The organism is Micromonospora sp. CMU55-4 (assembly GCF_011602315.1).
GTDB classification, from domain to species: Bacteria; Actinomycetota; Actinomycetes; order Mycobacteriales; family Micromonosporaceae; genus Micromonospora; species Micromonospora chalcea.
In genome coordinates this window covers 91,636-110,400 of record NZ_JAAOLH010000013.1, presented here as the reverse complement: position 1 = coordinate 110,400, position 18,765 = coordinate 91,636, and the positions used below count along the sequence as shown (strand labels likewise).

General features: G+C 73.1%; 16 protein-coding genes. 7 read left to right on the top strand and 9 right to left on the bottom strand.

Annotation, left to right across the window (positions count from 1 at the left end):
• Positions 1–20: 20 nt before the first annotated feature.
• Both HA073_RS22030 and HA073_RS22025 read right to left on the bottom strand, forming a co-directional pair.
• Positions 21–554 (bottom strand): nucleotidyltransferase domain-containing protein, encoded by a 534-nt coding sequence (locus tag HA073_RS22030; protein ID WP_043328535.1) that lies wholly within the window; start codon positions 552–554, stop codon positions 21–23.
• Between the two features lie 113 nt (positions 555–667).
• Entirely contained in the window at positions 668–1,741 is a 1,074-nt protein-coding gene (locus HA073_RS22025) for an alpha/beta hydrolase (protein ID WP_166457194.1), read from the bottom strand.
• A 181-nt stretch (positions 1,742–1,922) separates the two neighbouring features.
• Here HA073_RS22025 and HA073_RS22020 point away from each other — a divergent pair, with 181 nt between their 5' ends.
• Positions 1,923–2,096, top strand: a complete 174-nt coding sequence (locus HA073_RS22020; protein ID WP_166457193.1) for a hypothetical protein — start codon at positions 1,923–1,925, stop codon at positions 2,094–2,096.
• A gap of 143 nt (positions 2,097–2,239) precedes the next feature.
• On the opposite strand, the gene HA073_RS22015 is transcribed toward HA073_RS22020, so the two are convergent.
• Positions 2,240–3,352: an acetate/propionate family kinase gene (locus HA073_RS22015; RefSeq protein WP_064447873.1), complete on the bottom strand. Its 1,113-nt coding sequence runs from the start codon at positions 3,350–3,352 to the stop codon at positions 2,240–2,242.
• Positions 3,349–5,424, bottom strand: coding sequence for a phosphate acetyltransferase (gene pta / locus HA073_RS22010; protein WP_140946433.1), 2,076 nt, complete (start codon positions 5,422–5,424; stop codon positions 3,349–3,351). The genes HA073_RS22015 and pta overlap by 4 nt, the downstream gene beginning before the upstream one ends.
• Positions 5,425–5,518: 94 nt before the next feature.
• Between pta and HA073_RS30360 the strand changes: the two genes are divergently transcribed.
• Both HA073_RS30360 and HA073_RS22000 read left to right on the top strand, forming a co-directional pair.
• Entirely contained in the window at positions 5,519–6,037 is a 519-nt protein-coding gene (locus HA073_RS30360; RefSeq protein WP_205798135.1) for a hypothetical protein, read from the top strand.
• Positions 6,030–8,366: a bifunctional polysaccharide deacetylase/glycosyltransferase family 2 protein gene (locus HA073_RS22000; RefSeq protein ID WP_166457191.1), complete on the top strand. Its 2,337-nt coding sequence runs from the start codon at positions 6,030–6,032 to the stop codon at positions 8,364–8,366. The genes HA073_RS30360 and HA073_RS22000 overlap by 8 nt, the downstream gene beginning before the upstream one ends.
• Before the next feature lie 21 nt (positions 8,367–8,387).
• Here HA073_RS22000 and HA073_RS21995 read toward each other — a convergent pair whose 3' ends face one another.
• From HA073_RS21995 to HA073_RS21975, 5 genes are all read right to left on the bottom strand, one after another.
• A complete protein-coding gene (locus HA073_RS21995; protein WP_030503218.1) occupies positions 8,388–8,567 on the bottom strand; it encodes a DUF6104 family protein in 180 nt (59 codons plus the stop codon).
• 63 nt (positions 8,568–8,630) lie between these two features.
• A complete protein-coding gene (locus HA073_RS21990; RefSeq protein ID WP_166457190.1) occupies positions 8,631–12,377 on the bottom strand; it encodes a multifunctional oxoglutarate decarboxylase/oxoglutarate dehydrogenase thiamine pyrophosphate-binding subunit/dihydrolipoyllysine-residue succinyltransferase subunit in 3,747 nt (1,248 codons plus the stop codon).
• Between the two features lie 258 nt (positions 12,378–12,635).
• The gene (locus tag HA073_RS21985) at positions 12,636–13,460 is read right to left on the bottom strand and encodes an ABC transporter permease (RefSeq protein ID WP_104112716.1); all 825 of its coding nucleotides are present in this window, start codon (positions 13,458–13,460) and stop codon (positions 12,636–12,638) included.
• Positions 13,457–14,398, bottom strand: coding sequence for an ABC transporter ATP-binding protein (locus HA073_RS21980; protein ID WP_375336241.1), 942 nt, complete (start codon positions 14,396–14,398; stop codon positions 13,457–13,459). The genes HA073_RS21985 and HA073_RS21980 overlap by 4 nt, the downstream gene beginning before the upstream one ends.
• Before the next feature lie 138 nt (positions 14,399–14,536).
• A complete protein-coding gene (locus HA073_RS21975; RefSeq protein ID WP_069087399.1) occupies positions 14,537–15,193 on the bottom strand; it encodes a hypothetical protein in 657 nt (218 codons plus the stop codon).
• 174 nt (positions 15,194–15,367) lie between these two features.
• Between HA073_RS21975 and HA073_RS21970 the strand changes: the two genes are divergently transcribed.
• From HA073_RS21970 to HA073_RS21955, 4 genes are all read left to right on the top strand, one after another.
• Positions 15,368–16,141: a GNAT family N-acetyltransferase gene (locus tag HA073_RS21970; RefSeq protein WP_166457188.1), complete on the top strand. Its 774-nt coding sequence runs from the start codon at positions 15,368–15,370 to the stop codon at positions 16,139–16,141.
• Between the two features lie 50 nt (positions 16,142–16,191).
• Positions 16,192–17,049, top strand: coding sequence for a 1-acyl-sn-glycerol-3-phosphate acyltransferase (locus tag HA073_RS21965; RefSeq protein ID WP_166457187.1), 858 nt, complete (start codon positions 16,192–16,194; stop codon positions 17,047–17,049).
• Between the two features lie 217 nt (positions 17,050–17,266).
• Positions 17,267–18,106: a DUF4097 family beta strand repeat-containing protein gene (locus HA073_RS21960; RefSeq protein ID WP_043328551.1), complete on the top strand. Its 840-nt coding sequence runs from the start codon at positions 17,267–17,269 to the stop codon at positions 18,104–18,106.
• Positions 18,103–18,723: a PadR family transcriptional regulator gene (locus tag HA073_RS21955; RefSeq protein ID WP_030503210.1), complete on the top strand. Its 621-nt coding sequence runs from the start codon at positions 18,103–18,105 to the stop codon at positions 18,721–18,723. The genes HA073_RS21960 and HA073_RS21955 overlap by 4 nt, the downstream gene beginning before the upstream one ends.
• The last annotated feature ends 42 nt before the right edge of the window (positions 18,724–18,765 follow it).

The following is an 18,765-nucleotide window of genomic DNA, read 5'->3' as shown; positions in this document are numbered from 1 at the left end:
TCGCCTGTGACCCCGCCCGGTCAGCCGGTCGGGTGGTCGCACGCCGATGCCCGGAGCCGGGCCAGGTCGGCGGCGTCCTTGGCACGGCGGGGCCGCTCTGGCATCCAGACCGGGAACATCTCCTTGAACTCGATCTGCGCGGCGACGCTGATCACCGGGGCCGCGAGCGGACCGATCCGGCCGGGTGGGGCGCTCAGCATGCCCTCGGGCAGGACGGTGCCCGCCCACGGTCCGGCGCCCACGACGACCCGGCCCGCCGTGTCCCGGTCGAGGTACGCGAAGCTCAGCTCGACGTCGTCCCGGACCAGGTCGAGCTGGAGCGTTGCCGGCATTCGGGGGTCGGGCCGCCAGCTGAGCGCGCCGAGCCGGTCGGCCAGCAGGTCGGCGTCCCGCCGCCAGCAGTACCAGTCGACATCGACGTGGGGGCGGCTCACCGCTCCGAGGTGGAAGTCCATCGCCCAGCCGCCGCGCAGCCAGACGTCGATCCCGGCCGCTCCGGCCACCTCGACGACCTCACGGATGGCGCCCAGTTGCCGCCCTTCCAGCCCGTCCACGCCCGCACCCTACCCACCCCCGCCCCGGCTCGCGTCGATCATGAGGTTGGCGGCATCTGCTGTCCGGTTTGTCGCCGTCAACCTCATGATCAACGGCGCTGGGCCGGGTGCGGTCACGTGGGTAGGGAGTGGGATGTGAAGGTGGTGCCGGGGGCTGTCGCGTCGGCGGGGAGGCGACGCAGCGCCGCCCGGTCGGCGTACAGCGTCCAGCGCAGGAAGTCGGTGGTGGTGGCGAGCACCTGGGGGAAACCGGCGCGGCCCGGCGTCAGATACTCGCCGTGGCCCTGACCGCGCAGGCTCAGGAAGGCGGCCGGTCCGAGGCAGCGGGCGTACGCGGCCCGGCCGATCGACTCCGGCACGATCCGGTCGGCGCTCCCGTGCACGAACAGCATCGGCGCGAGCGGACGGGAGAAGCCGGCGACCATCCGGCCACCGGCGATCACGATCCCGGCCCGTAGCGGGGTCGGTTGCCCGGAGGCGAACATTCCGAGGCTGGTGTGACCACCGGCCGAGTGCCCGGCGGCGGCGAACCGGTCCACGGCCAGGTGTGCGCCGAGCGGGTCACCGGGGCGGGTGCCCAGGCGGACCAGGTGACGGACCAGCCGCCAGGCGTCGGCCGGCTGGTTGCGTACGTCGTCGCGGGTGTAGCTGCGGGCGCGCAGGCTCGTACGCGGGTAGGTGGGCGCTACCACCACGAACCCGGCGGCCGCCCAGCGGCTGGTCAGGGCGGCGTGCAGCGCGGGCAGGCTGCGCAGCCCGTGGCTGTAGAGGACCACCGGGAACCGGCCCGCCGCGAACGGCGCGCCCGGCCGCACCCGTGGCCCGTCCAGCGTGCCGGTGCCGGACGGCCCGGCGGCGGGGCCGGTCGAGGTGGCGGCGGGGCCCGGCGAGAGGGCGGCGTCACGTGCGGGGGCGGAGCCGGGTAGTGCGGTGGTGTGGGCCGGTGCGGCGGGACCTGCGGAAGTGGACGGGGTCGCCTGCGTGGGCAGGTCGGCCGGGTACCAGACGGTGACCGGCAGCGGCCGCGTGCCCGCCGGGTCGAGCGTGAACTGGCGCATCCCCACCGCGTACTGGCGATCGGGCGCGGGCCGGACACCGGCCGGTACGGGATCGGTGGTGGCGACGGCCTGGCCGCAGCCGGCCAGCAGCGCCGTCATCAGCGCGGCCACCAGCCGCTGCCCCCTCACACCTGCACGGTAGGCAGCCGAGTGGTCGGTCCGCGCCCGCCGTCCGGATCGGCTGCCGTCACCACCCGGCCGGGCGACGCCTCCACCGGGCGGGCGGGTTTGCGCGGGCCGGGTGAGCCGGATGTCGAGCTCCGGCCTGGCGGGGCGGCCTGGTCCGGCCGGTTTCGCTAGGGTCACCCGCATGGCTGAGAACTACACCGACCCGAGTGGCAACACAGCGCAGTTCCGCGCGTTCGTCGATTCGCCCGAGCCGGCCGCGTCGGCGTCGGCGCCGTCCCGGGTGCCGCTGATCGCCGGTGTGGCTGTCGCCGTCGTCGTGGTGGTCGCGCTGGTCGCCTGGATCGCCCTGGGCTGACCCGGCCGCCGCGCGCCGGTCGCCGGCAGCGGCAGGGTCGCACCTGAGGCGCTGGGGTCACGCCAGTTCGCCGAGGTGGCGACATCGGGCGCACCGGGTCACGCCACCTCGCCGAGGTAGCGGCACCGTCGCCCAGAACGCGGTCAGACGCCCAGCACCTCGCGGGTCTCGCGGGCGATCTCCCGCTCCTCGTCGGTGCCGACCACGAGCACCGCCACCTCCGCGCCGTCCGGCGAGACGATCCGGTCGCCGTGGCCGTCGTTGCGCGCCGGGTCGACGGCGATGCCGAGCCGCTCCAGCCCGGCCAGCGACGCGGAACGCACCGGCGCGGCGTGCTCGCCCACCCCGGCGGTGAACGCGATCGCGTCGACCCGGCCGAGCAGCGCGTAGTACGCGCCGACGTAGCCGGTGATGCGCCGGCAGTAGACGTCGAAGGCCAGTGTCGCGTCCGGGTCACCGGCGGCACGCCGGGCCAGCACCTCACGCATGTCGTTGGCGCCGGTCAGCCCGAGCAGGCCGCTGCGGTGGTTGAGCAGGTCGTCGATGTCGTCGACGCCCATGCCGCCCTCGCGGCGCAGGTGGAAGATGACTGTCGGGTCGAGGTCGCCGCTGCGGGTGCCCATCACCAGGCCCTCCAGCGGTGACATGCCCATCGAGGTGGCCACGCTGCGGCCACCCTGGACGGCACACGCGCTCGCCCCGTTGCCCAGGTGCAGCGTGATGGTGTTGAGCTGGTCGTACGGGCGGTCGAGCAGGTCCGCCGTGCGCCGCGAGACGTACGCGTGCGAGGTGCCGTGGAAGCCGTACCGGCGGACGCCGTACCGCTCGGCGGTGGCCTTGTCGATCGCGTACGTGGCGGCGGCCTCGGGCAGCGTGTGGTGGAACGCGGTGTCGAAGACGGCCACCTGCGGGACGTCCGGCAGCGCCTCCCGGGCCACGCGGATGCCGGCCAGGTTGGCCGGGTTGTGCAGCGGGGCGAGCGGCACCAGGTCCTCGATGGCGGCGACCACCGCGTCGTCGATGCGTACCGGCTCGCTGAACTTCCGCCCGCCGTGCACCACCCGGTGGCCGACGCCGGCCAGCCCGGTCAGGTCGAGCCGACCGATGATCTCCCGGACCGCGCTCTCGTGGTCGGCCGGCCCGCCGCCGGGTTCGCCGATCCGTTCGACGGTGCCCTTGTCCAGGACGTCGTCGCCGTCGTACAGCCGGTACTTGACCGACGAGGACCCGCTGTTGAGGACCAGGATGCGGCTCATTCCGACGCCTCCGCGGCGGCCTGGATGGCGGTGATCGCCACCGTGTTGACGATGTCGGGCACGGTGGCGCCGCGGGACAGGTCGTTTACCGGCCGCCGCAGGCCCTGCATGACCGGCCCGACCGCCACCGCGCCGGCCGACCGCTGCACCGCCTTGTACGTGTTGTTGCCGGTGTTCAGGTCCGGGAAGATGAACACCGTGGCGCGCCCGGCGACCGGGCTGTCCGGCAGCTTGGTGGCGGCCACCTGCGGGTCGATCGCCGCGTCGTACTGGATCGGGCCCTCGACCAGCAGGTCGGGCCGGCGTTCCCGGACCAGCTTGGTGGCCGCCGCGACCTTCTCCACGTCGGCGCCCGCGCCGGAGCTGCCGGTGGAGTAGGACAGCATCGCCACCCGCGGCTCGATGCCGAACCGGGCCGCGGTGTCGGCCGACGAGATGGCGATGTCGGCGAGCTGGTCGGCGTCCGGGTCGGGGTTGACCGCGCAGTCGCCGTAGACGAGCACCCGGTCGGCGAGCAGCATGAAGAAGACGCTGGAGGCGACCGAGACGCCCGGCACGGTCCGGATGATCTCGAACGCGGGCCGGATGGTGGCGGCTGTGGTGTGGGTGGCGCCGGACACCATGCCGTCGGCGTGGCCGGTCTGCACCATCATCGTGCCGAAGTAGTTGGGCTGCGCCACGATGTCGTGCGCCAGTTCCACGGTGACGCCGCGGTGGGCGCGCAACTGCGCGTACGCCTGCGCGAACTCGTCCCGCCACGGGCTGGTCGCCGGGTCGACCACCTGCGCGTCGCCGAGGTCCACGCCCAGTTCCCGGGTGCGGCGGGCGATCTCGTCCGGGCGGCCGAGCAGCGTGATCTCGGCGACGCTCCGGCGCAGCAGCACCTCGGTCGCGCGCAGGATCCGTTCGTCGGCGCCCTCGGGGAGCACGAGCCGGCGGCGCTGGGCGCGGGCCCTGTCGATCAGGTCGTTCTCGAACATCAGCGGGGTGACCCGCGCGGACCGGCTGACCCGCAGCCGGCGGGCCAGGTCGTCGGTGTCCACGCAGCGTTCGAACGCGCCGAGCGCTGCCTCGACCTTGCGCGGGTTGGCGGTGCTGGGGCGGCCCTCGATCCGGCTGGACGCGGACACCGTGTCGTAGCTGTCGCTGGGTACCGACAGCACCGGGAGCCCGGTGTTCATCCGCTCGACCAGGCGCATGGCCCGCGGGTCGGGCTGTTCGCCGAGCGTGAGCACCAGCCCGGCCAGCGACACCTGCCCGGCGACGTGCGCGGCCCCGGCGGCCACCAGCAGGTCGGCGCGGTCGCCCGGGGTGATCACCAGCGCCCCGTCGGTGAGGTGGTCCAGCAGCGTCGGCACGTGCGCCGCGCCGACCACGTAGTCGAGCACGTCACGGTCGAGCGCGGTCTCGTCGCCGGTGAGCACGGTGCCGCGCAGCGCCGCGGCGACCTCGGCCACCGTCGGCGCCGACACGGTCGGCACCTCCGGGATCGCGTACGCGGGCACCGGCAGCTCGGGCAGCGTCATCGGCTCCGGCACGCGGTTGGCCAGCGCCGCGATCACCGTCGCGCCGAGGTCGACCAGATCGTGGTACGCGCCGCGCAGCGCCGCCGCGATCGTCTCGGGCGTCTGCCCGAAACCGTCGACCACCGGGACCACGACGCTGCTGAACTCGGTCGCGAGCCGGGCGTTGAAGGCCAGCTCACGCGGGCCGGTGCCGTCGCCGTAGGCGAAGTCGCTGCCGACCACCACTATCGCCGGGCAGCGGCGCTCGACCTCCCGGTAGCGGGTGACGATCCGGGAGATCAGCTCCTCCCGGCGGCCGTCCGCGACGAGCGCGCTCGCTTCGGCGTACGTGGCGCCGTACAGCTCGTCGACCGGCAGATCCATCCGGTAGCGCTCGGTGAGCAGGGCCAGGATCGGGTCGGTGCCGTCGCCGGTGACGAGCGGCCGGAACGCGCCGATTCGTTCCACCTGGCGGGACAACAGCTCGGCCAGCCCGAGCGCCACTGTCGATTTTCCCCCGCCCGAGCCAACGCCGGTCAGGTACACGCTGCGCGCCACGGCACCCAACCTACAAGATCGAGGTCGGTGCTGTCCGTTCTGCCTGGTCAGCACGGCTAGCCGGGGGAGAAGGCGGAAATTTCTCGCATCTACACTTGGCCGTGTGGAAGGCCCGACAGCACTGATTCCCGTCGTACCGGAATCGCCCCCCGTCTTCGTCGACCCGAGCGGGCGGCGACGTCGGCGGCTTCGCCGTCTCGCCTACTGCGCCGGCGCGGCCGGCGTGATCTACACGGTCATGGTGGGGGTCAGCTTCGCCGGCGGGCCGATCACCCCGGACACCGTCATCCCGTTCGTCGAGCCGACCAGCGAGCAGCGGCTGCCCTCGCCGAAACCGTCGGACACCCCCGCGCCGACCCGTGCCACGCCGGACACGCCCACCGACATCCGCACCGCGCCGGTGCGGGTGCCGGCAACCTCCGTCGCCCCCGCCACCACGGTCCCGCCGAGCCCTCGGTATCCCCGGCCGACCCGCACCGCACCGACCGCGCCCCGGCCCGTCCAGACGCCGGCCACCACCGCGCCGCCCACCGCCCCCACCGCCGAGGTGCCGCCGCCCGTTGTCGACCCGCCGGCGGTTGTCGACCCGCCCGCCGCGCCGGTCGCGCCCGCCGATGAGTGACCAGGCGCCCGCCCGCCCGAACCCGCAGACAAGTGAGCAGCCCACAGTCACGCTGGACCCCCGCCGTGTGCGGGCCGCCCGCGGGCACCGGGCCGGGCGGCAGCCGGACGACGCGCCCACAGCCGTGCTGGACGTCCGGCAGATCCCCGGCGTGCGGCAGATCCCCGGCGCGCGCCGGTCCCGTGGGCGGCGTCTCCTGCCCCGGCCGAGCTGGGCCCTGGTCGCCATGGTCGTGGTCGTCCTGGGCGGTCTGCTGGTCGTCGAGGCGTACACGAACGCCGCGTTCGTACCGGACAACCGGGTGACGCCCGGCAGCCAGCGGGAGGTCCCCAGCTCGGTGGTCGGCGGCGGCCCGATCGTCAACGTCGGCGCGGAGGGCCGGACCCAGTCGCACCGCCTGCCGCCGCGGACCGTCGCGCTCACCTTCGACGACGGACCCGACCCGCGGTGGACGCCGGAGGTGCTGCGCGTCCTGGACAAGTACCAGGTCAAGGGCACCTTCTTCGTCATCGGTTCGCAGGTCGTCAGAAACCCGGAGGTGACCCGCCGGCTGGTGGCCGAGGGCCACGAGCTGGGCGTGCACACGTTCACCCATCCCGACCTCGCCGCGCTGCCGGAGTGGCGGCGCGAACTGGAGTACGCGCAGACGCAGCTCGCCATCGCCAGCACCACAGGTGTCCGGACGTCGCTGCTGCGCTTCCCGTACTCGTCCCGGGCGGACGCGTACACCGACCGGGACTGGCCGATGCTGCGGCAGGCGGGCGAGCTGAGCTACCTCACGGTCGTCAACGACGTGGACAGCCGGGACTGGGAGCTGCTCCCGGTCGAGGAGATGATCGCGAACGCCACGCCGGACGGGACGGCCGGCACCATCGCGCTGTGGCACGACTCGGGCGGCGACCGGGCCGGCACCGTGGCCGCGCTGGAGCGGTACATCCCGGCGATGCTGGAACGCGGCTACCGCTTCACCACCGTCAGCGAGGGACTCAACCAGACGTTCGCGGCCGCGGGTGTGTCCGGCCCGGTGGGCGGGCACACGGCGGCCCCGCTCGACGAGCGGTTGCGGGGCCACGTCCTGGTCGGCGCGGTACGCGTCGCCGACGGCATGTTCGGGGTGCTCGGCGTCTTCTTCGTTCTCGTCGGGGTGCTCACGATCGGCCGTACCCTGCTGCTGTTCGTCGTGGCCCCGCGGCACGCGCGCCGCCGCCGTCGCCGCGACTGGTCCTGGGGCCCGCCGGTCACCGAACCGGTCTCGGTGATCGTGCCCGCGTACAACGAGCGGGAGGGCATCGCCGCGGCGGTCCGCTCGCTGGCCCTGGGTGACCACCCCGGCGGCATCGAGGTGGTGGTGGTCGACGACGGCTCGACCGACGGCACCGCCGACATCGTCGCGGCGCTGCGCCTGCCGAACGTGCGGGTCGTGCGCAAGCCCAACGGCGGCAAGCCCAGCGCGCTGAACACCGGCGTCGCGCTGGCCCGGCACGACCTGATCGTCATGGTCGACGGCGACACGATCTTCGAGCCGGACTCGGTCCGCCGGCTGGTCCAGCCGTTCGCCGACCCCCGGGTCGGCGTGGTCGCCGGCAACGTCAAGGTCGGCAACCGTCGCGGTCTGATCGCCAAGTGGCAGCACATCGAGTACGTCATCGGCTTCAACCTCGACCGCCGCCTCTACGAGACGCTGCGCTGCATGCCCACCGTCCCCGGCGCGATCGGCGCGTTCCGGCGGCAGGCGCTGGAGCAGGTGGGCGGCGTGACCGACGACACGCTCGCCGAGGACACCGACGTCACCATCGCCGTCGGCCGCGCCGGCTGGCACATCGTGTACGAGGAGAGCGCCCGCGCCTGGACCGAGGCGCCGACCACCATCGGCCAGTTGTGGAAGCAGCGGTACCGGTGGAGCTACGGCACCATGCAGGCGATGTGGAAGCACCGGCGCTCGGTGATCGAGAGCGGTCCGTCGGGCCGGTTCGGCCGCCGGTGCCTGTCGTTCCTGACGCTGTTCGGCGTGCTGCTGCCGCTGGCCGCCCCGGTGATCGACCTGCTCGCCATCTACGGGCTGATCTTCCTGGACCGCAGCGACACGGTGGTGGCCTGGCTGGTGATGCTCGCGCTCCAGTTCCTCACCGCGGTGCTCGCCTTCCGGCTGGACCGGGAGAGGCTCGGCGTGCTCTGGGTGCTGCCGTTGCAGCAGTTCGTCTACCGGCAGGTCATGTACCTGGTACTGCTCCAGGCGGTCGGCACCGCGCTGACCGGCGGCCGGCTGGGCTGGCAGAAGCTGCGGCGTACCGGGGACCTGCGGGTCGCCGGGCGGGGCGCGGCCGGCTGAGGCCGCGCCCGGCCGCGCGCGTCAGTCGTCGTCCGGGTCGTCGAGGCGGGCCAGCCAGGTGGCGAATCGCTCGATCGGGGTCTCGAACTCCGGGTTCAGGTCGACGAAGTCACGCAGCCGCTCGCCCAGCCACTCCAGGCTGACCTGCTCGTCACCCCGGCGCTCGACCAGCTCCTCGATGCCACGGTCGGTGAAGTACACGGTGTTCCTCTCGTCGTACGGCAACGGCCCGCCCCGGGTCGGGACGGGCCGCTGCCGGTGGTGTCACGGGCGGGGGAGAGCCGCCTCGATCAGCGCGTTCTGCTCGACCTCGTGCATCTTCGCCGAGCCCACCGCCGGGGCGGCGGCGGCCGGCCGGGAGATGCGGCGCAGCCGGACCTCGGGCAGGTGCTCCAGCAGGTTGAGCGCGACGAACGACCAGGCGCCCTGGTTGGCCGGCTCTTCCTGGACCCAGGCGAAGTCCTCGGCGTTCGGGTACTGCGCGAGCGCGGCCCGGACCTCCTCGACGGGCAGCGGGTAGAGCTGCTCCATCCGGATGATCGCGGTGTCCGTCACGCCCCGCTCCTGCCGGGCCTGGAACAGGTCGTAGTAGACCTTGCCCGAGCAGAGCAGCACCCGCTTCACCTGCTCCGGCGCCGGAGCCGCGGTGTCGGCCAGCACCGGGGAGAACGTCCCGGTGGTGAAGTCCTCCACCGGCGACACGCAGAGCTTGTGCCGCAGCAGCGACTTCGGCGTGAACACCACCAGCGGCTTGCGCTTGGGCGACATGGCCTGGCGGCGCAGCAGGTGGAAGTAGTTCGCCGGGGTGGTCGGGATGGCCACCCGCATGTTGTCCTCGGCGCAGAGCTGGAGGAACCGCTCCGGGCGGCCGGACGTGTGGTCCGGGCCCTGGCCCTCGTGGCCGTGCGGCAGCAGCAGCGTCACCGCGGAGCGCTGACCCCACTTCACCTCGCCGGAGGAGATGAACTCGTCGATCACCGACTGGGCGCCGTTGACGAAGTCACCGAACTGGGCCTCCCAGGCCACCAGCGCGTTGATGTTCTCCACCGAGTAGCCGTACTCGAAGCCCATGGCCGCGTACTCGGAGAGCAGCGAGTCGTGGACGAAGAAGCGCGACCGCTCGCCGTCGGCGGTGAGCGACATCAGCGGCAGGTAGTCCTCGCCGGTCTTGGCGTCGACCACCGAGGCGTGCCGCTGGACGAACGTGCCGCGGCGCGAGTCCTGCCCGGCGAGCCGGACGGTGACGCCGTCGTGCAGCAGCGTGCCGAACGCGATGATCTCGGCGAAGCCCCAGTCGATGCCGCCCTCGACGGACATCTTGCGGCGCCGCTCCAGCAGCTGCTGGATCCGCTTGTGCGGGGTGAAGCCCTCCGGCAGGTTGACGTGCGCCTCGCCGATCGCCTTGACCACCGCGGCGTCGGTGGCGGTGTCGACATGCGGCTCCGGCTCCTCCTCCCGCGGCGGGCGGCTGAGCTGACGCGGTGTGGTCGCGGCGTCCCGGGTGGCCTTGAAGACCCGCTCCAGCTGCCCCTGGTAGTCGCGCAGCAGCTCCTCCGCGTCCTCCACGGTGATGTCGCCGCGCCCGATCAGCTCCTCGGTGTAGAGCTTCCGGACCGACCGCTTGGAGTCGATGATCTTGTACATCTCCGGGTTGGACATCGACGGGTCGTCGCCCTCGTTGTGCCCGCGCCGGCGGTAGCAGACCATGTCGATCACGACGTCCTTGTTGAACGCCTGCCGGTACTCGAACGCGAGGCGGGCCACCCGGACCACTGCCTCCGGGTCGTCGCCGTTCACGTGGAAGATCGGCGCCTGGATCATCCGGGCCACGTCGGTGCTGTAGAGGCTGGACCGGCTGTACTCCGGGGCGGTGGTGAAGCCGACCTGGTTGTTGACGACCACGTGCACGGTGCCGCCGGTGCGGTAGCCGCGCAGCTGGGACAGGTTGAGCGTCTCCGCGACCACACCCTGGCCGGCGAAGGCGGCGTCACCGTGCACCGCCAGCGGCAGCACGGTGTAGCCCTCCAGCTTGAGATCGATCCGGTCCTGCTTGGCCCGGACTATCCCCTCCAGCACCGGGTCGACGGCCTCCAGGTGCGACGGGTTCGCCACCACCGACACCTTGACCGCGTGCTCGCCGTCCGGAGTGGTGAACTTGCCGTTCTGGCCGAGGTGGTACTTCACGTCGCCCGAGCCCTGGGTGGAGCGCGGGTCGAGGTGCCCCTCGAACTCGGAGAAGATCTTCTCGTACGGCTTGCCGACGATGTTCGCCAGCACGTTGAGCCGGCCGCGGTGGGCCATGCCGATGACGACCTCGTCCAGCCCGGCCTCGGCGGAGCACTCCAGCACCTCGCCGAGCAGCGGGATCAGCGACTCGCCGCCCTCCAGCGAGAAGCGCTTCTGGCCGACGTACTTGGTCTGCAGGAACGTCTCGAACGCCTCGGCGGCGTTGAGCCGGTTCAGCACGTGCTTCTGCTCGTCCTGGCTCGGCTTCTCGTACTTGCGCTCGACCCGCTCCTGGATCCAGCGCCGCTCCTCCGGGTCCTGGATGTGCATGTACTCGATGCCGACGCGGCGGCAGTACGAGTCGCGCAGCACGCCGAGGATCGAGCGCAGCTTCATCCGCTGCTGGCCGGCGAAGCCGTTGACCGGGAAGACGCGGTCGAGGTCCCAGAGCGTGAGCCCGTGCTGGAGGACGTCCAGGTCCGGGTGCTTCCGGATCTTGAACTCCAGCGGGTCGGTGTCGGCCATCAGGTGGCCGCGCACCCGGTACGCGTGGATCAGCTCGTGCACCCGCGCGGTCTTGTTGATCTGGCCTTCGCTGTCGACTGCGACGTCGCGCATCCAGCGCACCGGCTCGTACGGGATGCGCAGCGAGGTGAAGATGTCGTCGTAGAAGCCGCGCTCACCGAGCAGCAGCTCGTGCATGACCTTCAGGAACTCGCCGGACTGCGCGCCCTGGATGATCCGGTGGTCGTACGTGCTGGTCAGCGTGATGACCTTGCTGACCGCGTTCTCGGCCAGGGTGGCCTCGCTCATGCCCTGGTAGGGGGCCGGGTACTCCATCGCGCCGACGCCGATGATGGCGCTCTGCCCCTGCATCAGGCGCGGGATCGAGTGCACGGTGCCGATGCCGCCCGGGTTGGTCAGCGAGATCGTGGTGCCGGAGTAGTCCTCCATGGTCAGCTCGTTGCGGCGGGCGCGCCGGACCACGTCCTCGTACGCCTGCCAGAACTGCCGGAAGTCCATCTGCTCGCAGCCCTTGATGGACGGCACCACCAGGTTGCGGGAGCCGTCCGGCTTGACCAGGTCGATCGCGATGCCCAGGTTGACGTGCTCCGGGCGGACCATCGCCGGCTTGCCGTCGACCTCGGCGAAGGAGTTGTTCATCTCCGGGTGCTCGACGACGGCGCGCACCAGCGCGTACCCGATCAGGTGGGTGAAGCTGACCTTGCCGCCGCGACCCCGGGTCAGGTGGTTGTTGATCACGATGCGGTTGTCGACGAGCAGCTTGGCCGGGACGGCGCGCACGCTGGTGGCGGTCGGGACCGACAGCGACGCGTCCATGTTCTGCACGATCTTGGCGGCCACGCCGCGCAGCGTCGTGGTGCCGGCGGCGCTCGCGGTCGGCGCCTTGGCGGCCGGCTTGGCCGGGGCGGACTTCTTGGCCGGCTCAGGCGCCTTCGCCGCCGGCTTGGCGGCGGGCTTGGCCGGGGCGGCCGCGGCCTTGGGGGCGGCCTTCGGCTCCGCCTTGGCGGCGGGCTGCTCCTTGACGGTGGCCACCGCCTCCTGCTGCTCGGCCGGCTCCGGCTTCGCGGCCGGCTTAACCTGCCCCTCCGGGCGCGGTGTGGCGGCGCCCGGGGCCGGCCGGTAGTCGGCGAAGAAGTCGTGCCAGGCCGAATCGACGCTCGAGGGGTCGGCGAGGTAGCGCTGGTACATCTCCTCGACGATCCACTCGTTCGGGCCGAAACCCGCCAGTGGGTTCTCCTGCGAAGTCTGCTGGGTCGACACGGCCGCTAATCGCCTCTTTCACGCGGTTGTGAATGTCACGGTGGCCCCCGGTGACCCCCGGTTGCCGACGCTGGGTAAACCGATGCCAAGGCTACGCCGTGCGCTGGGCGCAGGCATTCTCGCCTCCGGCTGGTGGTCCGTTTCACAGAAGATGCCAGAAGTTCGGCAAACGCTGCGTGATCCGGCGACTCCTGCTAGACGGCGAAGGCCCCGGCCGGTGACGGGTGTCACCGGCCGGGGCCCGGCCTGAGCGCGAGGTCAGGAGATGTCGCGCTTGCGGATCGTGGCGACGCCGATCGCGCCGGTCACCACCGCGTACCCGATCAGCACCGCGGCGCCGGCCCAGCGGGGCGGGTTGCCGGGGATCTCGGTGCCGGCCACCATCAGGCTGGAGGCCAGCGACGGCACCAGCAGCTGGAGCTGGTTGATCCAGTCGCCGAAGCGGCCGGCCAGCAGGCCGATGGCGATCGCCGCGCCGATGGTGCCGCCCAGGTAGAGCAGGATGCCGGTCACCGTGGCGCCGATCTGGCTGCGGATCAGCACGCCGAGCCCGACGCCGAGCACCGACCAGAGCAGGTAGGCCAGGCCGTTGAGCGCGACCGACGTCCAGACCTCTCCGCTGCCGAGCTGGGTGCCCACGTTCGTGGCATTCAGGATCATCGGCCCGAAGATCAGGTTCAGCACCGTGGTGACGACCCAGAACAGCAGCGCCAGCACGCCGGCCGCGACCAGCTTGGCCAGCATCACCGCGGTGCGGTGCGGCGCGGTGAGGAACGTGGTGGTCACCGTCTGGTGGAAGAACTCGCTGGTCACCACCACGATGCCGAGCAGCAGCACGATGAGCAGGCCGAAGAACTGGCCGTTCGTGTAGAGGTTGGCGGCCAGGCTGTCGGCGCTGGAGATCGCCTGCACCTGGTCGGCCTGGTCGGCCGGTACCTCGCCCAGGTCGCCGCCGGCCAGCGCGTCGGTCTGCAACCAGTTGAACAGCAGCGCCAGCGCCCAGAGCGGCAGGCTGATCAGCCCGAAGATCCACCAGGTGCTGGTGGTACGGATCTTGAGCAGTTCGGATCGGACAAGCGTCATCGGATCTCCGCCTTTCCGGCCGTCAGCTCCAGGAAGACCCCTTCGAGGTCGGGCCGCTCGGTGGTCAGCTCGTGCAGCTCGACCTTGGCGGCCAGTGCGAGGCGGCCCACGGTCGGGGCGTCCACGCCGCTGACCAGCAGCGCGCCGTGCGGGTCGGCGTCGACGGTGGCGGACTGCTCGCGCAGCACCGTGGCCAGATCGTCGGCCTGCGGGGTGCGCACCCGCACCCGGACGCCGTGCGTCATCGACGCCATCACCTGGTCGACCGGACCCTGCCGGACCAGCTTGCCGGCCGCGATGATCACCACGTCGTCGGCGAGCAGCTGCATCTCGGAGAGCAGGTGGCTGGAGACCAGCACCGTACGACCCTCGGCGGCGAGCCCCTTGAGGAAGCCGCGCATCCAGCGGATGCCCTCCGGGTCCAGGCCGTTGGCCGGCTCGTCCAGGATCAGCACCTGCGGGTTGCCGAGCATCGCGGCGGCGATGCCGAGGCGCTGCTTCATGCCCAGCGAGTAGCCCTTGAACTTGCGCTTCGCCGCGGGCGAGAGCCCGACCAGGGCGAGCGCCTCGTCGGCGCGCTCCTTCGGCAGCCCGGCCGCCGCGCAGATCACCCGCAGGTGGTTGATGCCGGTGCGGCCCTTGTGCGCGCTGGACGCCTCCAGCACCGCGCCCACCGTGCGCAGCGGGTCGGGCAGGTCGGCGTACCGGCTGCCGCCGATGGTCGCCGTGCCGGCACTCGGCGTCACCAGGTTCAGCAGCATGCGCAGCGTGGTCGTCTTACCGGCGCCGTTCGGGCCGAGGAAGCCGGTGACCCGGCCCGGCTCGACGGTGAACGACAGATTGTCCACCGCGCGGACGGTCTTGTATTGCTTGGTCAGGCCGGACACGATGATCTGGCCGGTCCCGGCACTGGGGCGTGGCTGCCCGTCGGACATCATTCTCCTCTCCTGCCCCGGCGGGCATGACGCGCGCCGGTGGGGGCGCTGTTGCGGGGGCGCCCCGCAACAGCCTTCCAACCCGGCGCAAGGGGGTCAATCAGGCGGGACGTGTACGCGCCGTCCTCCTCAGGTAGGACATCAGGCGGTCGCCAGCGCCACCCAGGTGGCCCGGGCGCGGCCGAGCAATGCGCCGTCCGCACCGTACAGGCTGGTGTGCACCTCCGCCTTCCGCCCCTCACCGCCCACCGCGAGGCCGGTCACCACGCACTCGTCGCCGGGTCGTGGCAGCGCCGTGACCTGTGCGGCGATCCGCCCCAGGACGTACGGGCGGCCGGGCGCCAGCACCGCCCAGCCACCCGGGCAGTCCAGCGCCGCCCACACCGTCGCGGGCGTCACCTCGGCCGGGGCGCGGAACGGCGCGGCGGTCCGCCCGTCCGGCAGCCGCCCCGGGAAGATCCGCAGGCCGTCCGGGTGCGCCGGGCCGCAGACGAAGCAGCGGGGAAACGGGTGGTCCAGCAGACCGGGGTACGCCCGCGCGGCGTCGGCCGCCGTCGCCCGGTCCACCGGCGGCACCACCGCCTCGACCGGCTCCACCCGGCGTACCTGGGCGATCAACTGGCCGTCCGGGTCGCGTACCTCGCCGTCGGCGGCGGTCAGCGGGGTCTCCAGCGGCGGCGGCCGGCGCAACGTGACCTCGACCGGCCCCCGGTCGTCGATCAGCGCGGCGAAGATCCCGGCGCTCCAGCCGCCGTTGCCCGAACCGTCCGGTCCCTGGAACCGGGCCTCGACCAGCATGCGCACCTCCGGGTTCACCTCCGCCGGCGCCCTCGCCGGCGGTCCGTCCGGCAGCCTCGCACACCCCCGCGCCGCACCGGCCGTCCCGGTGCGCACGACGCCGCCGACCGGCGTTCACCGGATCGACACCCCTCACCCCGCCCGGTGGCAACCCACGGCACCTACACAGGAGCCATGGCCGTTCTGCACGCCGCTGGCGCACCGCTCACGACCAGCGGTTACACCCTGCTGATCGCCGACGACCCGACACTGGTCGCGGCCGCGCAACGCCTGCGCCACGAGGTGTTCGCCGGCGAACTCGGCGCCACAGTGCCGGGCGCCGTCACCGGGCTCGACTCCGACGAGTTCGACGCGCACTGCGACCACCTGGTGGTGCTGCGCGAGGGCACCGGCGAGGTCGTCGGCACGTACCGGCTGCTGCCACCCGGCCGCACCGCACGCCGGTACGCCGACGGCGAGTTCGACCTGCGCCCGCTCGCCCCGCTCCGCGACGACCTGGTCGAGGCGGGCCGCTCGTGCGTGCACCCGGACCACCGGACCGGCGCCGTGATCAACCTGATGTGGGCCGGGATCTGCCGCTACCTGCATCTGCGCGGCTCCCGCTGGCTCGGCGGCTGCGCCTCGGTGCCGGTCACCGACGGCGGGGTCGCCGCCGCTGCGGTGTGGGCCGAGGTCAGCGCCCGGCACCTGGCCCCGCCGGCGCTGCGGGTGACCCCGCGCCGACCCTGGTTCGCCGAGGCGCCCGCCGCCGACCCGGGCGCGCTCACCCCCGCCGGGGGCCGGGCGCTCGTGCCGCCGCTGCTGCGCGGCTACCTGCGGCTCGGCGCCTGGGTGGCCGGTGAGCCGGCGTACGACAGCGACTTCGGCTGCGCCGACTTCTACGTGCTGTTCTCGCTCGACCGGATGAACCCGCGCTACCTGCGGCACTTCCTCGGCGGCGGCTCGTGACCGCCGCTGCTCCTCCGCGTGGCAGGGCCGCGGCCGGTCCCGTCGGGGGCGTGGCCGGTCGTGCCGGGGGCGGGCCGGGCAAGGGCCTGTGGCGGCCCGCGTCGGGCTGCGGGCCGGACTGCCTGCCGCCGCCCACCACCCCGGACGTGTCGCGGCTGCGCCGGGCGGGACGGCTGCTCGGCGTACTCGGAATGCTGCTGGCCGGGGCCGGCCTGGCCGCGCTCCTGCCGCTGCTGCCGGCGGCGCGTGGGCGGGCCGCGACGCGCGGCTGGGCGCGGTGGACGCTGCGTACCCTCGGGGTGCGGCTGGTGGCCCGGGGCCGGGCGCCGCGTGGCCGGGCGTTGCTGGTCGCCAATCACGTCTCCTGGCTGGACGTCCTGGCGGTGCTGGCGGTCTCGCCGGCCCGGATGCTGGCCAAACGCGAGGTGCGGCGCTGGCCGGTGGTGGGTGCGCTCGCCGCCGCGGCGGGCGCCGTGTTCGTGGACCGGTCCCGCCCGCGCGACCTGCCCGCCACCGTCGCGCGCGTGGCCGAGTCGCTGCGCTCCGGGCGGCCGGTGGCGGTCTTCCCGGAGGGTACGACCTGGTGCGGCGCCGCCACCGACTGTCGCCCGGCCGGTGGCTTCCGCCCGGCGATGTTCCAGGCCGCCGTGGCCACCGGCACGCCGGTGGTGCCGCTGGACCTCGCCTACCGGTACGGCGGTGACCCGGGCACGCTCGCCGCCTTCCTCGGCGAGGAGACGCTGTGGGCCTCGATGCGCCGGGTGCTCGCCGCCCGGGGCCTGACCGTGGTCGTGACGGTGCGGGCCGCGCTGTACCCGGCGCCGGGGGCGGATCGTAGGGCGCTGGCCCGGGCCGCCGAGGCCGCGATCCGCCCGACCCCGCCCGGCCCCGCCCGTCCGCAGGGCTGACCGGCGCGCGCGTCGCGCCGGACCGTCAGAGATCTTGGAAGCAAACGGCCGTCATGAGGACCTTTTGCTTCCAAGATCTACCGGCTGCGGGCGGACGAGCGGCGTCGGAGACGCGACACAGTCGCGATAGGCGCTTGTTCAGTCGCGATGTATCGCGTTACGCTCCTCGTGTTACTCGACGTGCCGTCGGTCGGTACGTCGTCGAGGGGAGGACGCCATGACCAACTGGACGGTCGACAGCCCGCAGCGGATCACGGTGGACGAGCCGGTCACCCGGCTTGACGTCCGGCTGGTCAGCGGCCGGCTCAACGTGGTCGCCACGGACGGCCCGGCACGGGTCGACGTCACCCGGATCGGCCGGCGGCCACTCCTGGTCGAGATGCGCGACGGCCGGCTGACCGTCCAGCACGAGCGGCCGACCCGGTGGCCGGGCGTGCTCTGGTCCTTCGGCGGCTTCCACCGCCGGTATCGCGCCGAGGTGTCGGTCGCCGTACCGGCCGAGGTCCTTGCCGACCTGCACCTGGTGGACGGCACGCTCGTCGCCTCCGGCCTGCGCGGGGACACCAGGGTCGACGTCACGTCCGGCGAGGTCACGCTGCGGGGGTTGCGGGGACGCACCAGCGCCAAGGTCATCTCCGGCCCGGTCGAGGCGCTCGGCATCGGCGGCGACCTCGACCTGGAGACGGTCTCCGGTGAGCTGATCCTCGCCGACAGCGCGCCCGAGCGGGTACGCGCCCACGCCGTCTCCGGCTCGATCACCTGCGACCTGGACAACCCGCGGGGCAGCGAGATCCGGCTCAGCGCCATCTCCGGCAGCATCACCGTACGGGTTCGCGAGGACAGCGACCTCACGGTGCACCTGCACACCACCGCCGGCAAGATCACCAGCGGCTTTCCGCAGGTGGACGGCGGGCAGCGCGGCTTCGGTTCGATCAAGGACAGCCACGGAGTGCTCGGCGGCGGTACGGGTAGGCTCTGGGCCTCCGCGACCTCCGGCAGCATCGCGCTGCTCGCCCGCCCGGTCGCGACCGCCGAGGACGTGGAGGAGCTGCCGTGACCGCCGTGTTCAGCCACGGCCGGCTCCGGCTCTACCTGCTGAAGCTGCTCGACGACGGCCCGAAGCACGGATACGAGCTGATCCGCCTGCTGGAGGACCGCTTCCTCGGCCTGTACGCGCCCAGCGCCGGCACCATCTACCCCCGTCTGCAACGGATGGAGGCGGAGGGCCTGGTCACGCACACCGCCGTGGGCGGCCGCAAGGTCTACGAGATCACCGAGGCGGGCCGCGCCGAACTGCGGCAGCGCGCCGACGAGCTGTCGACCCTGGAGGCCGACATCGGCGCCGCGGTCGAGGACCTGTCCGCGCTGGCCGGTGAGATCCACAACGAGGTACGCGGCTCGGTCCGCGACCTGAAGCGCGAACTGCGCGAGGTGGCCCGGCAGACCCGGCAGGGCGCGTGGACGGCCTCCGCCACGGCCCGTCCGGCGGGCGACGGGGGATCGGCCCGTCCGGACGACTCGCCGCTGCTCGCCGAGTTCGACAAGCGGCTGGCCGCGTTCACGGTCGAGGTCGGCGCGCTGGTACGGGCGCGGCGGCTCAGTGACAACCAGCTCCGGACCGCGATCCGGATGCTCGACGGGGCGGCCGAAGGGCTGCGGCGGCTGTTCCGCTGATCTCACAGGTTGTTTCCAGGGTCCACCCAGCGTGGCCGCAGC